This window comes from Methylocystis sp. H4A (assembly GCF_015709545.1).
Lineage (GTDB): Bacteria > Pseudomonadota > Alphaproteobacteria > Rhizobiales > Beijerinckiaceae > Methylocystis > Methylocystis silviterrae.
This window is the reverse complement of the sequence record NZ_JADNQY010000020.1, coordinates 125,741-142,417: the sequence shown is the minus strand read 5'-3', so window position 1 is coordinate 142,417 and position 16,677 is coordinate 125,741. Positions and strand designations below refer to the sequence as shown.

19 protein-coding genes and 1 pseudogene are annotated in these 16,677 nt (G+C 62.8%); 10 read left to right on the top strand and 10 right to left on the bottom strand.

Annotated features, from left to right (window positions below; translation table 11 throughout):
• Positions 1 to 3: 3 nt before the first annotated feature.
• The 3 genes from IYW40_RS06700 to IYW40_RS06690 form a co-directional block, all read right to left on the bottom strand.
• Positions 4 to 1,818, bottom strand: coding sequence for a CHASE3 domain-containing protein (locus IYW40_RS06700; protein ID WP_348644248.1), 1,815 nt, complete (start codon positions 1,816 to 1,818; stop codon positions 4 to 6).
• 122 nt (positions 1,819 to 1,940) lie between these two features.
• Positions 1,941 to 3,773 carry a dihydroxy-acid dehydratase gene (ilvD, locus tag IYW40_RS06695; RefSeq protein WP_196399931.1) on the bottom strand — a complete coding sequence of 611 codons (1,833 nt, stop codon included), beginning with the start codon at positions 3,771 to 3,773 and terminating at the stop codon, positions 1,941 to 1,943.
• Positions 3,774 to 3,971: 198 nt separating this feature from the next.
• Positions 3,972 to 4,229: an acyl carrier protein gene (locus tag IYW40_RS06690; RefSeq protein WP_196399930.1), complete on the bottom strand. Its 258-nt coding sequence runs from the start codon at positions 4,227 to 4,229 to the stop codon at positions 3,972 to 3,974.
• A gap of 223 nt (positions 4,230 to 4,452) precedes the next feature.
• On the opposite strand from IYW40_RS06690, the gene IYW40_RS06685 reads away from it, so the two are divergent.
• The 6 genes from IYW40_RS06685 to IYW40_RS06660 all read left to right on the top strand — a co-directional run bounded on the left by IYW40_RS06685 (position 4,453) and on the right by IYW40_RS06660 (position 7,647).
• Positions 4,453 to 5,211 (top strand): hypothetical protein, encoded by a 759-nt coding sequence (locus IYW40_RS06685; RefSeq protein ID WP_196399929.1) that lies wholly within the window; start codon positions 4,453 to 4,455, stop codon positions 5,209 to 5,211.
• 17 nt (positions 5,212 to 5,228) lie between these two features.
• Positions 5,229 to 5,840, top strand: coding sequence for a malonic semialdehyde reductase (locus tag IYW40_RS06680; protein ID WP_196399928.1), 612 nt, complete (start codon positions 5,229 to 5,231; stop codon positions 5,838 to 5,840).
• Between the two features lie 12 nt (positions 5,841 to 5,852).
• Positions 5,853 to 6,242, top strand: coding sequence for a DoxX family membrane protein (locus tag IYW40_RS06675; protein WP_196399927.1), 390 nt, complete (start codon positions 5,853 to 5,855; stop codon positions 6,240 to 6,242).
• Between the two features lie 79 nt (positions 6,243 to 6,321).
• The gene (pgsA, locus tag IYW40_RS06670) at positions 6,322 to 6,930 is read left to right on the top strand and encodes a CDP-diacylglycerol--glycerol-3-phosphate 3-phosphatidyltransferase (protein WP_196399926.1); all 609 of its coding nucleotides are present in this window, start codon (positions 6,322 to 6,324) and stop codon (positions 6,928 to 6,930) included.
• Positions 6,927 to 7,178 (top strand): molybdopterin converting factor subunit 1, encoded by a 252-nt coding sequence (gene moaD, locus IYW40_RS06665; RefSeq protein WP_014889776.1) that lies wholly within the window; start codon positions 6,927 to 6,929, stop codon positions 7,176 to 7,178. Before pgsA ends, moaD begins: the two co-directional genes overlap by 4 nt.
• A 1-nt stretch (position 7,179) precedes the next feature.
• Entirely contained in the window at positions 7,180 to 7,647 is a 468-nt protein-coding gene (locus IYW40_RS06660; protein ID WP_196399925.1) for a molybdenum cofactor biosynthesis protein MoaE, read from the top strand.
• Here the strand turns inward: IYW40_RS06660 and IYW40_RS06655 are convergent.
• Positions 7,644 to 8,222: a Yip1 family protein gene (locus IYW40_RS06655; RefSeq protein WP_246720684.1), complete on the bottom strand. Its 579-nt coding sequence runs from the start codon at positions 8,220 to 8,222 to the stop codon at positions 7,644 to 7,646. The two genes, IYW40_RS06660 and IYW40_RS06655, sit on opposite strands and share 4 nt — an antisense overlap.
• Positions 8,223 to 8,369: 147 nt before the next feature.
• On the opposite strand from IYW40_RS06655, the gene IYW40_RS06650 reads away from it, so the two are divergent.
• On the top strand, positions 8,370 to 9,353 hold the full coding sequence (locus tag IYW40_RS06650; protein ID WP_196399923.1) for a UPF0104 family protein: 984 nt from the start codon (positions 8,370 to 8,372) through the stop codon (positions 9,351 to 9,353).
• Positions 9,354 to 9,408: 55 nt separating this feature from the next.
• Here the strand turns inward: IYW40_RS06650 and IYW40_RS06645 are convergent, their stop codons facing one another.
• Together IYW40_RS06645 and IYW40_RS06640 are read right to left on the bottom strand one after the other, a co-directional pair.
• Positions 9,409 to 9,684 (bottom strand): DUF1153 domain-containing protein, encoded by a 276-nt coding sequence (locus IYW40_RS06645; RefSeq protein WP_014889772.1) that lies wholly within the window; start codon positions 9,682 to 9,684, stop codon positions 9,409 to 9,411.
• Positions 9,685 to 9,953: 269 nt separating this feature from the next.
• Positions 9,954 to 10,256, bottom strand: a pseudogene (locus tag IYW40_RS06640) (cytochrome c biogenesis protein CcdA); the annotation flags it as partial.
• 152 nt (positions 10,257 to 10,408) lie between these two features.
• Between IYW40_RS06640 and mobA the strand changes: the two are divergent.
• Both mobA and IYW40_RS06630 read left to right on the top strand, forming a co-directional pair.
• Complete coding sequence (gene mobA / locus IYW40_RS06635; RefSeq protein WP_196399922.1) at positions 10,409 to 11,023, top strand: molybdenum cofactor guanylyltransferase MobA; 615 nt, start codon at positions 10,409 to 10,411, stop codon at positions 11,021 to 11,023.
• A gap of 44 nt (positions 11,024 to 11,067) precedes the next feature.
• A complete protein-coding gene (locus tag IYW40_RS06630) occupies positions 11,068 to 11,637 on the top strand; it encodes a hypothetical protein (RefSeq protein WP_196399921.1) in 570 nt (189 codons plus the stop codon).
• Here the strand turns inward: IYW40_RS06630 and IYW40_RS06625 are convergent.
• On the bottom strand, positions 11,634 to 12,665 hold the full coding sequence (locus IYW40_RS06625) for a cysteine synthase A (RefSeq protein ID WP_196399920.1): 1,032 nt from the start codon (positions 12,663 to 12,665) through the stop codon (positions 11,634 to 11,636). The two genes, IYW40_RS06630 and IYW40_RS06625, sit on opposite strands and share 4 nt — an antisense overlap.
• Positions 12,666 to 12,695: 30 nt before the next feature.
• A complete protein-coding gene (locus tag IYW40_RS06620; protein WP_196399919.1) occupies positions 12,696 to 13,580 on the bottom strand; it encodes an aldose 1-epimerase family protein in 885 nt (294 codons plus the stop codon).
• 165 nt (positions 13,581 to 13,745) lie between these two features.
• On the opposite strand from IYW40_RS06620, the gene IYW40_RS06615 reads away from it, so the two are divergent.
• A complete protein-coding gene (locus tag IYW40_RS06615; protein WP_196399918.1) occupies positions 13,746 to 14,435 on the top strand; it encodes a MarC family protein in 690 nt (229 codons plus the stop codon).
• A 17-nt stretch (positions 14,436 to 14,452) separates the two neighbouring features.
• Here the strand turns inward: IYW40_RS06615 and IYW40_RS06610 are convergent, their stop codons facing one another.
• Both IYW40_RS06610 and IYW40_RS06605 read right to left on the bottom strand, forming a co-directional pair.
• On the bottom strand, positions 14,453 to 15,643 hold the full coding sequence (locus IYW40_RS06610) for a hypothetical protein (RefSeq protein ID WP_196399917.1): 1,191 nt from the start codon (positions 15,641 to 15,643) through the stop codon (positions 14,453 to 14,455).
• A 41-nt stretch (positions 15,644 to 15,684) separates the two neighbouring features.
• Positions 15,685 to 16,650 (bottom strand): tyrosinase family protein, encoded by a 966-nt coding sequence (locus tag IYW40_RS06605; protein WP_196399916.1) that lies wholly within the window; start codon positions 16,648 to 16,650, stop codon positions 15,685 to 15,687.
• Between the last annotated feature and the right edge of the window lie 27 nt (positions 16,651 to 16,677).

Below are 16,677 nucleotides of genomic sequence, written 5' to 3'. Positions count from 1 at the left end.
CGGCTATCTCGAATCCAGAATCTCGCGCATCTTCACCGCCAGCTGCTCCAAGGTGAACGGTTTGGTGAGCAGCTTGACGTCCTTGTCGAGAACGCCGTTGTGCACGATGGCGTTGCGCGTATAGCCGGTGATGAACAGAACGCGCAGGCTGTGTCGGCGAAACACCGCCTCGCGCGCGAGACGGGCGCCGTCCATATCGGGCATAACCACATCCGTGACCATCAGGGCGATGTCGGCGCGACGGCGAATAATGTCGATCGCCGCGCGTCCGTTCTCGGCCTCCAGAACCGAATAGCCCAATTCTCGCACGCCCTGCGCGGTCACCCGGCGGGCCGTGTCGTCATCTTCGACGATGAGCACAAGTTCGTCCGGCCTTCCAAGTGGAAGTTCGAGAGGTCTAGGACGCGGTAGAGGCAGTTCGGCGGGCGCTTCGACGTTATTGAAGCGCGGCAGATAGAGCTTGATGCATGTTCCGCGTCCGGGCTCGGAATAGATTTTGACCTGGCCGCCTGATTGTTTGACGAATCCATGGACCTGCGAGAGGCCGAGTCCCGTACCCTTGCCTGCGGGCTTCGTGGTGAAGAACGGATCGAACGCTTGCGACAGGACCTCGGGCGGCATGCCTTGACCCGTGTCGGTCACGGCGATCATCACATATTGGCCAGGGTTCACTTCCATGTTTTCGCTGGCGTAGGCGTCGTCAAGATAGCAGTTGGCCGTCTCGATCGTCAGCTTGCCGCCATCCGGCATGGCGTCGCGCGCATTGACCGCGAGATTGACGATGGCGCTTTCCAATTCGTGCTGATCAATTTTCGTCGCCCACAGGCCGCCGGCGAGAACAGTTTCGAGTTCGATCTTCTCGCCGAGGGCTCGGCGCACCATGTCCGAAACGCTGGAGACGAATTTGTTGGGGTCGAGCGGGCGCGGCGACAAAGGCTGGCGGCGCGAGAATGCAAGGAGCCTGCGCACCATGGCGGCGGCGCGATCGGCGCCGTCCATCGCTGAATCGATCAGTTGAACATAATCTCCGTTCGAATCCGCAAGCTTTCGTCGCAGCAGATGCAGACTTGCGACAATGACGCCGAGCATATTGTTGAAGTCATGCGCGATGCCGCCGGTCAGGTGGCCGAGCGCTTCGAGTTTTTGCGACTGCCGCAACTGCGACTCGAGCGCTTCGCGGCGCGTCGTTTCGCCAATCAATTGGTCGTAGGCGGTCTTTAACGAGTCGCGTGACATTTGCAGCGCGTGCATCTGCTTTTGCGCATTGAGAAGCGAAAATGCGCCAAGCGCGAAGATTATGCCGCCGAGCGCCCAAACGGCCGCGTCAAACTCGCCGCCGGCCGCGTTGAGTTCGCGCTCGCGCTCCTCGCTGCGATTGCGCTCATTTTCAGTCATAGCGTCGATGATGGCGTGGAGCCGGTCCATCAGCGCCTTTCCGCGCCCGGACTTGACGAGCTGCATGGCCTTGTCGACCCGGAGCGCGCGCATATCGGCGATCGCCTCATCGATGATCTCGACCCTTGCGCCAAGCAGCGGCCGCATTTCCGCGACAGCCTCGAGCTGCTTGGGATTGTCTCTTACGCTCTCGGAAAGGCGATCGACGACGACGGGCAGTTTGCGCACCGCTTCGGCGCAGGCGTCGAGATAGCGTTCGTCTTGAGTGATGATAAAACCGCGCTGACCGCTCTCGGCGGCCTGCAGCAGTCCATAAAGCTGATAAAGATCGCTTTGCACATGAATAGTGTGGCGCAGCCATGCGCCAGCTGTGCGGCGCTGGAATTCAGCGCGCACGGCCACATAGCTGGCGAGCGCTAGCACTGCGAATCCTAACGCGATGCCAAACAGTCCAGAAGCGACGAATTTACGTGTCGGAGACATTTTGTTCCGGCGACTGGAGGACGGCGCGCCACTCTACGACGCACGTCCTAAATGCGAAAGGTTCAGGGGACCTGTCGCACTGCGCCTTTGGCCGCGCTCGTCGTCATCGAGGCGTAGGCGCGCAGCGCCGTCGTGATTTTTCGAGGCCGCGCCTTGGCCGGAGCGAAGCCTTTCGCGGACTGTTCGGCCCGCCGCGTCGCCAGTTCGTCTTCGCTCACAGCGAGCGTAATCCGGCGCGCCGGAATGTCGATTTCAATCCTGTCGCCGTCCCGGACCAAGGCGATCGCGCCGCCCTCGGCCGCCTCAGGAGAGACGTGGCCGATCGAAAGCCCGGCCGTGCCGCCGGAAAATCTTCCGTCCGTCACCAGCGCGCAGGCCTTGCCGAGTCCCTTCGATTTCAAATAGCTCGTCGGATAGAGCATTTCCTGCATGCCGGGTCCGCCGCGCGGGCCTTCGTAGCGGATGACGACCACCTCGCCAGCCTTTACGTCGCCCGTCAGAATGCCCGACACCGCCGCGTCCTGACTCTCATAGACCTTGGCGGGGCCGGCGAATTTCAAGATCGAATCGTCAACGCCGGCCGTTTTCACGATGCAGCCGTCGATGGCGAGATTGCCGGTGAGCACGGCGAGGCCGCCATCCTTGGAGAAGGCGTGCGCCGCGTCGCGTATTGCGCCTTTTTCGCGGTCGGCGTCGAGCTCCCGATATCGGCGGTCCTGGCTGAACGCGACTTGCGTCGCCACGCCGCCCGGCGCGGCGCGAAAGAACGTGCGCGCGGTTTCGCTCTGCGTGACGGCGATGTCCCAGCGCGCCACGGCGTCGCTGACCGAAGGACTGTGGACGGTCGGAAGCTCGCCGTGCAGCAATCCGGCGCGCAGCAACTCGCCGAGAATCGCGATGACGCCGCCGGCGCGATGCACGTCTTCGAGATGAACGTCGGGGGCGGAGGGCGCGACCTTGCACAGCACCGGCACCCGCCGCGACAGGCGGTCGATGTCGGCCATCGTGAAATCGACCTGCGCCTCATGCGCCGCCGCGAGAAGATGCAGCACAGTATTCGTCGAGCCGCCCATGGCGATGTCGAGCGTGATGGCGTTCTCGAAGGCTTCAAAACTCGCGATCGAACGCGGCAGCACGCTTTCGTCGTCCTGCTCATAGTAGCGGCGCGCGAGATCGACGATGAGATGGCCGGCTTCGACGAACAGGCGCCGGCGATCGACATGGGTCGCGAGAATCGAACCATTGCCGGGAAGCGACAGCCCCAGCGCCTCGGTCAGGCAGTTCATGCTGTTCGCCGTGAACATGCCCGAGCATGATCCGCAGGTCGGACAGGCCGAGCGCTCGATCGTGGCGACGTCCGCTTCGCTGACCGTGTCGTCCACGCCGGCGACGATCGCATCGACAAGATCGAGCGCGTGCTCCTTGCCAGCCAGCACGACTTTGCCGGCCTCCATCGGACCGCCGGAAACGAACACCGTCGGAATGTTGAGGCGCAGCGCCGCCATCAGCATGCCCGGCGTGATCTTGTCGCAATTCGAAATGCAGACCAGCGCGTCGGCGCAATGCGCGTTGACCATGAATTCGACGCTGTCGGCGATGAGATCGCGCGAGGGCAGGGAATAGAGCATCCCGTCATGGCCCATAGCGATTCCGTCATCGATCGCGATGGTGTTGAATTCCTTCGCGACGCCGCCGGCCTTTTCGATTTCGGCGGCGACGAGCTGGCCGAGATCCTTCAAATGCACATGGCCTGGAACGAATTGGGTGAAGGAATTGGCGACCGCGATGATCGGCTTGCCGAAATCCTCCTCTTTCATGCCTGTCGCGCGCCAGAGGCCGCGCGCGCCGGCCATGTTGCGGCCGTGGGTCGTCGTGCGTGAATGATAAGGAGGCATGGAACTCTCGCCGTCGCGAAGGCTCGTCATTCGAGCCTTTCCAAAGACGACTATCGCAGCGAAGGAGCCGCCGCAACTGCGGTTGGAGCAGCCGAAGCCGCGGCTTTCGCAGCGTTTAGCCCTGCGCGTGCGCCGAGCAGGACAAGGTCAGCGTGGGCGCGAGCTGTTGCGCCCTGCATGACCTGAAGCGCGCGCTGCTTAAGCGGCGCGGCGCTCCGCCGACGGCGCCAACTTGCTGACGCAGTCTTGAATGGCGGCAATCGAAGCGAAGCTTTGCCGCCGGAGCATGGAGACTGGGAATTCGACGTCGAAGGCTTCTTCCAGCGCGAGCATCGTGCGGATGGCGGCAAAAGGCGTCAGCCCTGCGCTGTAGAGATCGTCCGAATCAGACAGATGTTCCACCGGGGTATGCAGACGGCCGTGCTCTTGCAGCAAACGGCGTATCTTATCAATCATCGATCCAACTCCAAGAGCTCCGCGGTTAAAACGGGCTGCAGCGTTGTTGTCGCGATAAGCGCGAGGGTTTCCTAACAACCTTAACTAGCGCGCCAAGGATTCGGGCGCCTCGCCTGAACGCAGGATGAATTCGCCGCGCGTGGGTCGAGTCGTGGCTTACAAATGGTTAATCTAATGCTCGGCTCTGTGGCCGTTTCTGTTGACCTGCGCTATGTTAGCGGCAATGCGAACGCCGCTGCTTCTTCCGCTGACGATCGTGGTCTTTCTTGGAGCCCTGCCGGCCGGAGTCGCGCTGGCGCAGGCTTCGGAGACGCCGTCGATCGAATCATTTGGCGAGGAAGAGGGCGATTTCCTTTTCATCCCTGGGATTGGAAGGATTCCGCTGCCCCCTGGGACCCGCGCGCTCGGCCCCGGACAAGGCGGTCGCGATCTTGATCCAGAGCGGCGCGCGCCGGCCGCCGCAGCGCCGCCCCCGCCGCCCAAAGACCCCGACCAGCAGCGGGCCGAAGAGATGGCGCGGCTTTATCTTCGCCTGGAGCAGGCCGAAGACGAGCGGGAGGCGAAGGGCGTTTCGGCGGCGATCGTCAGCCGCTGGGCGCGTTCGGAGTCGGACACGATCAACCTGCTTGCGGCGCGCGCCCTTGCGGCGGACGCGGCCGGCGCGCCGCCTCTCGCTCTGAAGCTTCTCGACTATGTGGTCGCGCTCTCGCCGCAATGGGCGGAGGGCTATGTTCAGCGCGCCAAGGTGCGGGCGGAGCAGGGGGACGACAGCGGCGCGATCGCCGACCTCGAGACCGCGTCGACGCTTGAGCCGAAGCGTTTTGACGCGCTCGCCGCTCTTGGCGCGCTCAAGGAGAAGACCGGCGACAAGAGAGGGGCGCTCGCCGCCTATCGGAAGTCGCTGGCGATCTCGCCCCAGCAGGAGTCGCTTCGCAAAGTCGAGGAGCGCCTGCATATCGAAGTCGAGGGGCGCGACATCTAGACCTGCGGGGGAATGCGATGACGACGATCGAGAGGCACGCTCCGGGTCCGGTTGCGCCCGAAGCGCTGGAGCAGCTCTTTACGGGAGCGCGGACCCACAATGGCTGGCTTCCCAAAGACGTGCCGGACAGCCTGCTCGAACTTGCCGTTGACTACGCCAAATGGGGGCCGACAAGCGCCAACTGCTCGCCGATGCGCATCGTCTTCGTGCGTTCGCCGGGGGCGAAGGCCCGGCTCGCCCCAGCGATGTCGGACGCCAATCGTCCGAAGACCATGGCCGCGCCCGCCACGGCGATCGTCGGCTATGATCTCGATTTCCCGGAGAGTCTCCCACACCTTTATCCGGCGACGGACGCGCGCTCCTGGTTCGTCGGCAATAAGACGCTGATCGAAGAGACGGCCTTTCGCAACGGCTCGCTGCAGGGCGCCTATCTTCTTCTCGCGCTGCGCGCGGTGGGTCTCGATTGCGGACCGATGAGCGGTTTCGACAGGGCGAAGGTCGACGCGGAATTCTTCCAAGGAACGCGGATAAAGTCGAATTTTCTGATCAACATCGGATACGGTGATCCCGCAAAGCTCTATCCTCGCGGCCCGCGGCTCGCTTGTGATGAAATTGCGACGATACTTTAGGAGGCCAATTCCATGACTCTGCGGATTATTCCCCAACGCTTCGCCCCGCACGCGCAGGGGCTGCTGCGCATCGCCGCCGCTTTGCTGTTCATGCAGCACGGCGCGGCCAAGCTTTTCGGCGTCCCGCATGTCGCGATGTTCGACAATTTGAAGCTGTTCTCGCTCTTGGGCGCGGCTGGAGTCCTTGAGCTTTTCGGCGGACTGCTGCTGCTGCTCGGCCTCTTCACGCGGCCCGTCGCCTTTATCCTTTCCGGCCAGATGGCGGTCGCTTACTTCCTTTTCCACGCCGGCCAGGATCTGTGGCCGCTCCAAAACAAGGGCGAGCTCGCCGCGCTCTACTGCTTTGTATTTCTGTTCTTTGCAGCGGCCGGGCCCGGCGCCTTCGCGATCGACCGCGAGTGACTTCGCATTTCGCAAGCGATTCCCGGCGGCGACGCCCTTTCTATTGACATTGGGGACGGGGGACATATTCCCTTGCGGTATGTCCCAGACGGCCCTCACCGCCAAGCGTCGCTCTCAAGCCTTGGCGCTGCCTAATCTGCTGACCTATGGCCGCATGGCCGCCGTCCCGGTGGTGGCGGGGCTGCTCCTGGGCTTTACGGAGCACTGGGCGCGCTGGGCCGCGCTCGGCATTTTCATCGCCGCCGGGGTGACGGACTTTCTCGACGGCTATTTCGCGAGAATCTGGCAGCAGCAGTCGCCGCTCGGGCGGATGCTGGATCCCATCGCGGACAAATTGCTCGTCGCGACGACCCTGATGGCGCTTGTCGCCGATCGAACGGTCGCCGGCTGGACGATCTGGGCGGCGATCATCATTCTGTGTCGTGAAATCCTGGTGTCCGGTTTGCGGGAACATTTGGCCGAACTCAAGGTGCACTTGCCCGTCTCCGCGATCGCCAAATGGAAAACAGCGGCGCAGCTCGTGGCGCTCGGCTTCCTGATCGCCGGACCGGCCGGCGAAGTCGTTCTCCCCGGCACGGTCAAGATCGGCGCGGCGCTCTTGTGGGCCGCGGCTATTCTGACGCTTTATACCGGGTTCGACTACCTGCAGTCGGCGTGGAACCATTTCGGAGAAGACGAGGCGACATGAAGGCGCTGTATTTCGCTTGGGTGCGCGAGCGCATCGGTCTGGCGGAAGAGGAGATCGCGCCGCCGCGTGAAGTGGTCACGGTCCGTGAGCTGATCGAATGGCTGTCCGCGCGTGACGAGGGATATGCGGCCGCTTTCGCCAACCCGGCGACGATCCGCGCGGCCCTCGACAAGACGCATGCGGCGCCTGATGCGCCAATCGGCGCAGCAAGGGAGATCGCCTTCTTCCCGCCGATGACGGGCGGCTGAGATGGCGCCGCAGCCGACTCCGGCGGTGCGCGTGCAAGCGGAAGATTTCGATCTTGGGCGGGAACAGGCGCTGCTGACGCGGGGGCGGCGAGACATCGGCGCGCTCGTCAGCTTCCTAGGCCTCTGCAGGGACGAGAACGGCGCGCTCGAGGCTTTGGAGCTCGAACATTATCCCGGAATGGCCGAGGCCGAGATCCGTCGCGTCGTCGACGAAGCGCTCGAACGATGGCCTTTGCAGGGATTGACCGTCATTCACCGCTTCGGCCGCATCCAACCAGGCGAACAGATCGTTCTGGTGCTCGCGGCGGCGCGCCACCGCGCTGACGCTTTCGCCGCCGCGGCGTTTCTGATGGATTTTCTTAAAACCCGCGCGCCCTTCTGGAAAAAGGAGCGCCGCGCGGATGGCGCGCCCGGCGACTGGGTCAGCGCGACATCCGAGGACGAAGCGGCCGCGGAGCGTTGGCGCTAGATCAGCTGCTGCGGCGCGATGAGATGCACCAGCCAGCCGTGCAGCGCGGCGGTCGCGACGACGAGAAACAGCGTCGCGAGGGTAAAGACGTCGAGATTTTCCCGGGGCACGCGCATCATGGGCGGCAGACCGACGGAGAAAACATAAATTCCATAGAAGCCGAGCACGTCCAGCCATCGAAGGCCGGGAATCAGGCCGAACAGCGAGGCGAGCCAGACCGGCGTGTAGGAATAGGCGGTCAGCATCAGGGCGCGGCGGTCGTCGGTCTTCCCTTCGAAATGCGGCGCAATCGCCGATAGGACGAAGGCGACGATAAAAATCGCCGGCAGGCTCAGCAGATACTGAACGAAGGCGCGATAAAGCCCGCCCGCGAACGTCGGGTGCATGATTCCTTGCGAGCCGTAGGAAAAGCCGAAAAGCCACGAGCTGAAGAAGCTCGCGAACGGCGGAAGCAGCGCCAATATCGCAATATAATTGCGGTAGAGATCGAAGACGGACGTCTCCTCTTCCGAGATCTTTGCCCATTCGGTCTGCGGCGCCAGGATTAAGCCCTTGATCCGCGATAGCAATTGCATTTCGCCCTCCATTGATTCGCCGCAAGCGCTCATTACCAGGCGGTCATGGAGCGGGGCTTGCGGGCGCCGGGTCCTCCATGCGAGGGAGAGTGCGGCCAGCTGCGGCCGGTTCGATGATCGACGGTGAAATCTAACGCGACGGGCCGCATGAGAAAACTGCTGGAATATTTTTGGCCGGCCGTCGGCTTGGTCGCGGTCGTCGCCTCATTTTTCCTTCTCTATCACGAATTCAAGGGAGAATCGGTCGGCGCCGAGGTTTGGGCCAATCTCCAGGCCATTCCAACAAGCCGCTATCTGCTCGCTGGGCTGTCGACGCTTGTCGCCTATGCGGCGCTCGCCTGGTACGATCGCATCGCGCTGCTGCACTTAGGCGTCAAACACATCAATTGGCTGTTTATCTCGGTCTGTTCGTTCACGACCTACGCCTTGTCGCACAACATCGGCGCAAGCGTTTTCTCGGGCGCCATGGTGCGTTATCGCGCCTATTCCACCAAGGGGCTGACAGCGACGCAGGTCGCCACGCTGGTGGTGTTGTGCTCCTACACGTTCGGCTTCGGCAATGTGCTGCTCGCCGGCCTTTTGCTGACCTATGACCCCGCGATCATGCAAAGACTGTCGGGCTTCCTTCCGGACATACTTACAAACCCGAGCACAGCGCTCGTCGTCGGTTTGTCCTGCCTGGCCTTCGTCGTTCTATACGTTCTCGGATCGCTCATGCATTTCCGCGCGATCCGGCTGTTCGGGCGTTTCGAAATTCTCTATCCGCGCCCCGGCATCATGCTGCGCCAGCTCTTCGCGGCTCCCTTGGAGTTGATCGGCGCCGCCGGCATCATCTATTTCGCGCTGCCGGAGCAGGGCAATCCTGGCTTTCTCATCGTGCTCGGCGCGTTCCTCTTGTCCTTTTCGGCGGCTTTGGTGTCCCATGCGCCGGGCGGGCTCGGCGTCTTCGAGCTGCTGTTCATCAATGTCATGCCGGATGTGCCGCGGCTGAAGGTCCTGGCTGCGCTGCTCGTCTGGCGACTCTTCTATCTCATCGTCCCGCTGCTGATCGCGCTCGTCGTCGTCGCGCTCTTCGAACGCAAGAAACTCGTCGAGCGCTGGCGCCGGATAGAGGAACAGCCTCAAAAATAAAAAAACGCCGGCCATCGCAGACCGGCGTTTCGAACGTCTCGGCGTGTCGCCGCGTTCACATGCGATATTGCTGAAGCCGCGTGGTCCGCAGTCCGGCGAGGCCGTGCTGGTCGATCGACATCTGCCAGCTCAGGAATTCATCCACCGTCAGCGTGTAGCGACTGCAGGCTTCATCGAGCGAGAGCAGGCCGCCGCGCACCGCCGCCACCACTTCCGCCTTACGCCGTATCACCCAGCGTTTGGTCGAAGCGGGGGGTAAATCCGCAATGGTCAGCGGACTGCCATCGGGACCGATGACATATTTGACACGGGGACGGTGCGTCTCGGTCATCTCACTCACTCGCTACTCAAACAGCCACGTTGTAGCGTCTTTATAGAGGCGCCGCTTTAAGAATTGCCTAAACGGATAGCCTCTATACGCAATGGAAAATAAACTAAATTTTAGGAATATGCGGCGTTCCGAGACTTGGCGCGCCGACCGCGCAACCGCCAATACCAGAGCGGCGTCTGCTTTTGCCTGGGTTTGCTTGCATCGAGCGTCTTGCGCTGACCCGGCAAGGTTAGCATCTCGAGCATCGACCGTATTGATTTGGCGAAGCGCTAAAAACGCGTCGTTAACTGCGTCAACCATTCTGGCGAAGCCGTGACAAGCGCCGTCTCCAACGTCTTGTCGTAGCCTGACACGATCAACACGCCAATCAGCACGAGCGACGCGCCGAGCGCTTGCTTCGCCTGTTTTCCAACGGTCAGCAGCCGGTCCCGCCAACGCGCCATCGCTTGCCGCGACAGGGCTCCAAGCAACATCAGCGGCGCAGCCGCGCCGAGACCGAACGCGGCCATCGTCGTCGCGACCGCGCTCAGATCTTCGCCGCGCGACGCGAGCACCGATGCGGCGCCGAGCGACCCATCGCGGAAACGAACAGAAAGGCGGAAACGACGAGTCGGCGGCGCGAGATCATGTGCTTCCCTCGGAAGGCTGCCCCTTGCGCGAGCGGCGCTCAGGATTATGAAACGAACATAATGGCGCCCCTCTTTGAAACCAAACCGGACAGCGCATGAACGACTGCCTTGGCGTCATCCTCGCCGGCGGGTTGGCGCGGCGCATGGGCGGGGGCGACAAGCCGCTCGTCGAGATCGCCGGCCGGCCGATCCTTCAGCATGTGATCGATCGCCTGAAGCCGCAGTGCGGGCGTCTCGCGATCAACGCCAACGGCGACCCCGCACGCTTTTCCGCTTTCGGACTGCCCGTCATCTGCGACAGCGTTGAAGGTTTCGCGGGCCCGCTCGCCGGCGTTCTCGCCGGCATGGAGTTTGGCGCGGCGAAAGGCGCGGCGCATGTGCTGAGCGCGCCGGGCGACACCCCGTTCCTGCCCGCCGATCTCCTCTCGCGGCTTGAAGCCGCGCGAAGTCGCACGGGCACCGTGATCATCGTCGCCGCGTCGAAGGGGCGAACCCATCACGCCGTGGCGCTGTGGCCGGTCGCGCTGCGCGAGGATTTGCGGCGCGCGCTCGTTGCGGAAGACGAGCGCAAAGTGTCAGCCTTCATCGGGCGTTATGCGAATGCGGTCGTCGAATGGCCGACCGAGCCCTACGACCCTTTCTTCAATGTCAACCAAGCGGAGGATCTGGCGCGCGCCGATGCGATAGCCAAGGACGAATCGCGCAGCTAAATTGACGCGCAGCCAAGGCTGAAGAGACCGGCGCGGGATGGGACATGAGCGAGCAGACAAAAAAGGGATTGACGAGCAAGGTGAAGGAGGAAGCCAAGGCCTTTTACCCGGTGTTCCTCTACGTGTGGTTCCTGCTCGCCGTGCTCGGCGTGCACAAATCGGTTGTCCTGTCGCAAGCGCATATCGTGCAGCATCAGGGCTTCGCCGCCGCCAAGGCGCTTGCGTTCGCGAAGGTGCTGTTTGTCGCCAACAAGTTCGGGGTCTGGCGCGTCTTCGACACGATGCCGCTGATCGTTCCGATCCTGGTAAAGTCGTTTCTTTTCGGCGTGCTGCTCATCGACATGGACATTCTCGAGCAGGCGCTGCTGGAGCATTTCTGGCCCGCCCATGCGGACCATAACCCTGTGAATCTCGACAATCTGCGCACGCTACTGTCAGTTGGACTGGTCACCTTCGCCGCGCTGATCCCCTTCTTTGGCTTCCGCGAATTCGCCAAGCTGGTCGGGGAGGCAGAGCTACGAAAGGTGCTCTTCGTGCGTCGCGAGAATTTCGTTCCGCAGCGGGAAGCCGAGCCCAAGGCGGCGCCCGCGCCCGCGGAACTGATAGAGGGCTAAACGAAGCCCGGATCCATCGCGACGGCGCCTTCGAGCCAAGGCGGCGTCGGCAGGTTTTGGCTGCGCAGGAAGTCGGCGTTGAAGAGCTTTGAGGCGTATCTTGCGCCGCCGTCGCACAGCACGGTTACAATCGTATTGCCGGGCCCCATATCGCGCGCCAGTCTGATGGCGCCCGCGATATTGATTCCCGAAGAGCCTCCCAGCAACAGGCCCTCCTGCTCGGCGAGATCGAATACGATGCGCAGCGCCTCGTCGTCGGGGATGCGGTAGGCGACGTCGACCGGCGCGCCTTCGAGATTGGCTGTGATCCGACCCTGGCCGATTCCCTCGGTGATGGATGAGCCCTCGGCCTTCAACTCGCCGGTCGTGTAATAGGAATAGAGCGCCGCCCCGTACGGATCGGCCAGCCCGATCTTCACGTCAGGGTTTCTCTCCTTGAGCGCCATGCCGACGCCGGCGAGCGTGCCGCCGGTGCCGCAGGCGCAAATGAAGGCGTCCACCGCGCCCTCCAGCGCTTCGTAGATCTCGGGCCCGGTGGTGGTCAGATGGGCGACGCGGTTGGCGACATTGTCGAACTGGTTCGCCCAGACGGCGCCGTTCGGCTCTTCCCTGGCGAGGCGCTCGGCGAGACGCCCGGAAAGCTTCACATAATTATTGGGGTTGGCGTAGGGAACCGCCGGCACTTCGACGAGCTGCGCGCCTTGCAGGCGCAACATGTCCTTCTTTTCCTGGCTCTGAGTCTCGGGAATCACGATCACCGTGCGAAAGCCGAGCGCGTTCGCGACGAGCGCGAGCCCGATGCCGGTGTTGCCGGCGGTGCCTTCGACGATCGTTCCTCCCGGCTTCAACAACCCTTTCGCGCGCGCGTCTTCGACGATGGACAGCGCCGCGCGGTCCTTGACGGAGCCGCCCGGGTTCATGAATTCGGCCTTGCCGAGAATGCGGCAGCCGGTCGCCTTCGAGGCGCCGTGCAATTCAATGAGCGGCGTGCGCCCGATGGCTTCGATGACGCTGGAGGCGACGGTCATTGATGATTCCTGGCGAGTGGCGGTTCGTTCCTAGCCGACCGGCGGCTCCCGCTCAAAGGCGAAAATCGCGCCATGCCGCGCCTGCGCGCCCGGCGCCAAAACTCGCATCGAGGGCTTTTCATAGAGATCGCCATAAAAGTCGTCCGGATCGCCATGGCCCGTCCATGGCTCTATGCACAGGTAAGGAGCAGGCGGCAGCGTCCAAAATCCGACATGGGGGAAATCATCGAGCGTGACCGAAAGACGCGCGCCTTCGCCATTGTCAAAAACGAGGCTGCGACTCGCAAGATTGAGAAAGCACAGCGCGTCGCGGGTGAACATTTCCGGTTCGAGCGGCAGTCGCCGGCCGACAAGCGGCGTTTTGCGGATGGGTTTCGAAAAAAGCCCGCCCGGTCCGATGATAGGAACTTCAGCGCGCTCGGCCTTCTCGAACATGATCGCATGCGGCGAGGAAGAATCGGCGAGCGGCCAGCGAAAGGCGGGATGCAAGCCGCAGGCGTAGGGCAGGGGCCGCGAGTCGGCGTTCGTGACGATGAGAGCATTTTCGAGCGCGCCGGCGCGAAGCTGGAACTCCACTTCGAACCGGAAGGCGAAGGGGTAGAGCGCGCGGGTCTCAGCGTCGTCGACGAGCGCGAGGCGCAAATAGTCGTCGCGCCGCTCGGCGACGTCGAAGCGCTTCTTCCAGGCGAAGCCATGGAGAGCAAGCGGATAGGTCTCGCCCTCGACGCGCACGCGGCCGTCGCGCGTCCAGCCGACGACAGGAAACAGCACGGGCGCGGTCTGGTCCCAGACCTTAGGGTTCTTCGCCCAGATCATGTCGACTCCCCGTGCGCGCCAGCTCGAAAGCTCCGCGCCGAAAGCCAGGATCTCCGCGCCGTCGCCAGAGGAATGGGTGAGCCGAATCGCGTCGGTCATGGGTCAATTCCATCGTGAGACACAAATCCAAGCGAATGCTGACAAAATCAGCGCGACCTCCAGTGCGGCGCTTGAGCGGCGGCGCCCGCCGCAATAAGGTCGCGCCGCCACGCCGCCATACCCGCCACGCATGTTGGCGCAGCGCAACGCCAATGAGAAGGCCTTATGAACAGCAGTCTCGTCTCGGACATCGGCGCCGGAGTTTTCAGAACCGAGTTGACGCTCTTTTTCTCGACGTTCACGACGCTGCTGGCGGTCATCAATCCTTTTGAGGTGCTCCCGGTCTTCCTTCTGCTCCTGCGCGATAAGAGCAGCCAGGAGCACGGTCGCGTGGCCTTCATGTCCTGTCTCTATGCGCTTCTGCTGATCCTCTTCTTCTTGTTCTTTGGCGCGGTGATCTTAAAAATCTTCGGCGTCTCGCTCAGCATGGTGCGCATCGCCGGCGGGATCGTGCTGATGAAGATCGGCTTTGAGCTTTTTTTACCCTCGTCGGACGGCGACGGAACGCCGGCGTTTGCCCGATCGACGGGCAATATCGCCTTCATGCCGCTTGCGATGCCGCTCATGATCGGCCCCGGCCCGATCGCCACCGTGCTCGGGATGATGGCCACCGTGGAGCACTCGTCCCACGAGGCCTTGGCGTTCGGCGTCATCCTCGGCGCGATCTTTCTCGCCGTGGGCGTCACTTACGCGTGCCTCGCCTTCGCGACGCGGTTGACCACGATGCTGGGGCCGCTGGGGATTGACGCGGCGACCAGGATCGTCGGCTTCTTCGTCTCGGCGATGGGCGTATCGTTGATCTTCAACGGCGTCATGGACGCGCTTCGGTCGGCAGGCTTTGGCGGCTTGCATTAGCCGCTCTTCAGACCAGGCTAGAGGCTGCGCAAGGTCTCGCCGAGCCTCAGATAGATCTCCCGATGCGCGTCGCGTAGTCCTGGAACCCACGGTTTGAGCCGGGCGCCGACCACCGCGTCGAAATGGTCGAACCGCTGTCCGATGGCTTTGTCGAGATATTCGTAATACCAGCGCCCCGGCTTGAGTCTTTGGCGTTTGAAAACGCCTTCGCCTCCCAGCGGCTCTTCCCGCGCCGTAAAGGGATATCTTTGTGAGATGACGCTCACCGCGCCATCATTGGGCCGCCACTGCGGCAGCGAAAGGTCGCCGCCGCCCCAACCGATGATCGGCGCCTTGGCGAAGTTGGCCTCGCGCGCCTGGTAGAGCGCTGGCTGCCAGAGAATGGGATGGATCGTCGGGTCGGGCCGCCAGGTCTTGCTGAAAAAGCCAGATGCGCGAACATGCGTGGCGTTGGTCACCAGCGACAGATAATAGGTGCCCGGATGCGATCTGAACCGGGCGTTGGCCTTGCGGCAGCCCTGCAGCGTCATGTCGAAGGCGAGATTGTCCTCGCCGGCGACGAAGGCGCCAGCGTCCAGACGCGCCATCGCCGCTTTCGCGTCGGCTTCGCCGTCGGTCCATTGGTCGAGATGGAGATCGAAGGGCTTGCGCATGGCGCTCGGCACGCCGGCGGCCATTCCGAGAAAATTGAATGATTCCGCAATGAACCGGCTCGGCCTGCGCTTGAGCCGTCCGTCTTCACGGTCGCAGCCGAAGCCGTACGGCAGCAGTGAGCCGTTGATGGCGCCGGCGACGCTGATCACCCCTTCCACCCAGTCGGCGTTGGTTCCGCGCTCCCAGAAATCGCTTGCGAGCAGCGCCTGCAACTGCATGGCGGTCTGGGCGCCTGCGCCATGGCCGACGAGGATCACCGGGTTCTCCGCCGACCAACCGGGCGCAAAAGGGTCCGCATATTCGCGCGAATAGCGGGCGTGGCGGGCCTCATCGCTATGCCGGGCGCCATAGTCCACGCGTCCGCCGGCAATCTGAGCGAATAGCTCGCAGGCGCGATCATGGAAGGAGCTGACCGGACCTACCTTCGCTTCGTGAACCGCGAAGGGTTCGCCGACCTCATCGAGCGCGTCGCCCCAATAGGGAAGTCCGAACTCTTGAGGCCCCCAGCCGAAGAAATCATGCACGAAAATAATATGAGTGGATTTGAGCGCCATCGCCGATCCGAATTCAATTAAAAATCAATAAACTTTGGCGCTCAGAGGAGCGCGTCATATTCATAAATTTCGCTCACGTCGAGAGTCTCGCGCGGAGTGGCGCCGCGACCGAGCGGCGAGCTGATCGGATCGTCTATGCGGTGACCCTTGAGATCCGCGCCGGCCTCCATATCGGGAACGTAGACGCGCCCATTTCGGGACATCCAGCTCTCCCAAAGGCGATCAATGTTGCAATGATTGAGAAAGAAAACCGGATCATTGGGCGAGGAGCCAAGCAACATCTCGCCGCCAATCCAGACGTGGACGAGATTGTGCAGCCAGGTCGTGGAAACGCCGTCGTCGTTCATCCACCCTTCGATCCGATTACGGAAGCTGTTCGCGTCGGCGTCCCAATCGGGCGAATCATAGGGCGATAGCGCCAGCGCATTCGTCACATGCGCCGTTCTCGGCAGCGCGTCGGCGCTCACGCCAAAGGCCCGTCGGAGGCCGCGGTTCACCGAACGCAACTCTCCGGAAATATTCGTGGAGATGCGCACTCTGAACGCGGATGGATCGTCAGCGCGAAACGCGAACGGGCCGGTAGAGACCGGATTTCCCTCGCCGCCCATGCAGTCAGCGCCCCAGATCGTGGCCGCGCTCTGCTCCTGTGGCGGCAGGTCGCCGTCTTCCGCCCAATCCCAGTAGGGCAGACCAAAATTCGCGTCGTCCAGGACCCGCTGGAGGTTTTGCTCGAAAACCATCAGCATCACACGGTGCCATGGCGCGAAAATTGGCCCGCGGTGGGCCGCGTTCCGTTGCGCGGGATTTCCCGGCGGCGTCTCGATCATCATTGCGGTGACGTGCCAGACCACGAAAAGATCGTAGGTGCTCACTGAGCGCGCCGCGCCGGGAATGCCGAATTCATCGGTCGTTCGGCCGGACGCCTCATTTTTCAAAAGTTTGACGCCTTCAATATATTGGTCTCGAACCCCTTGGTTCGTTGAAATGTTGCTTCGGACGACGGCCATCGTCTCTCTCCTGAAAATCAATGCTCG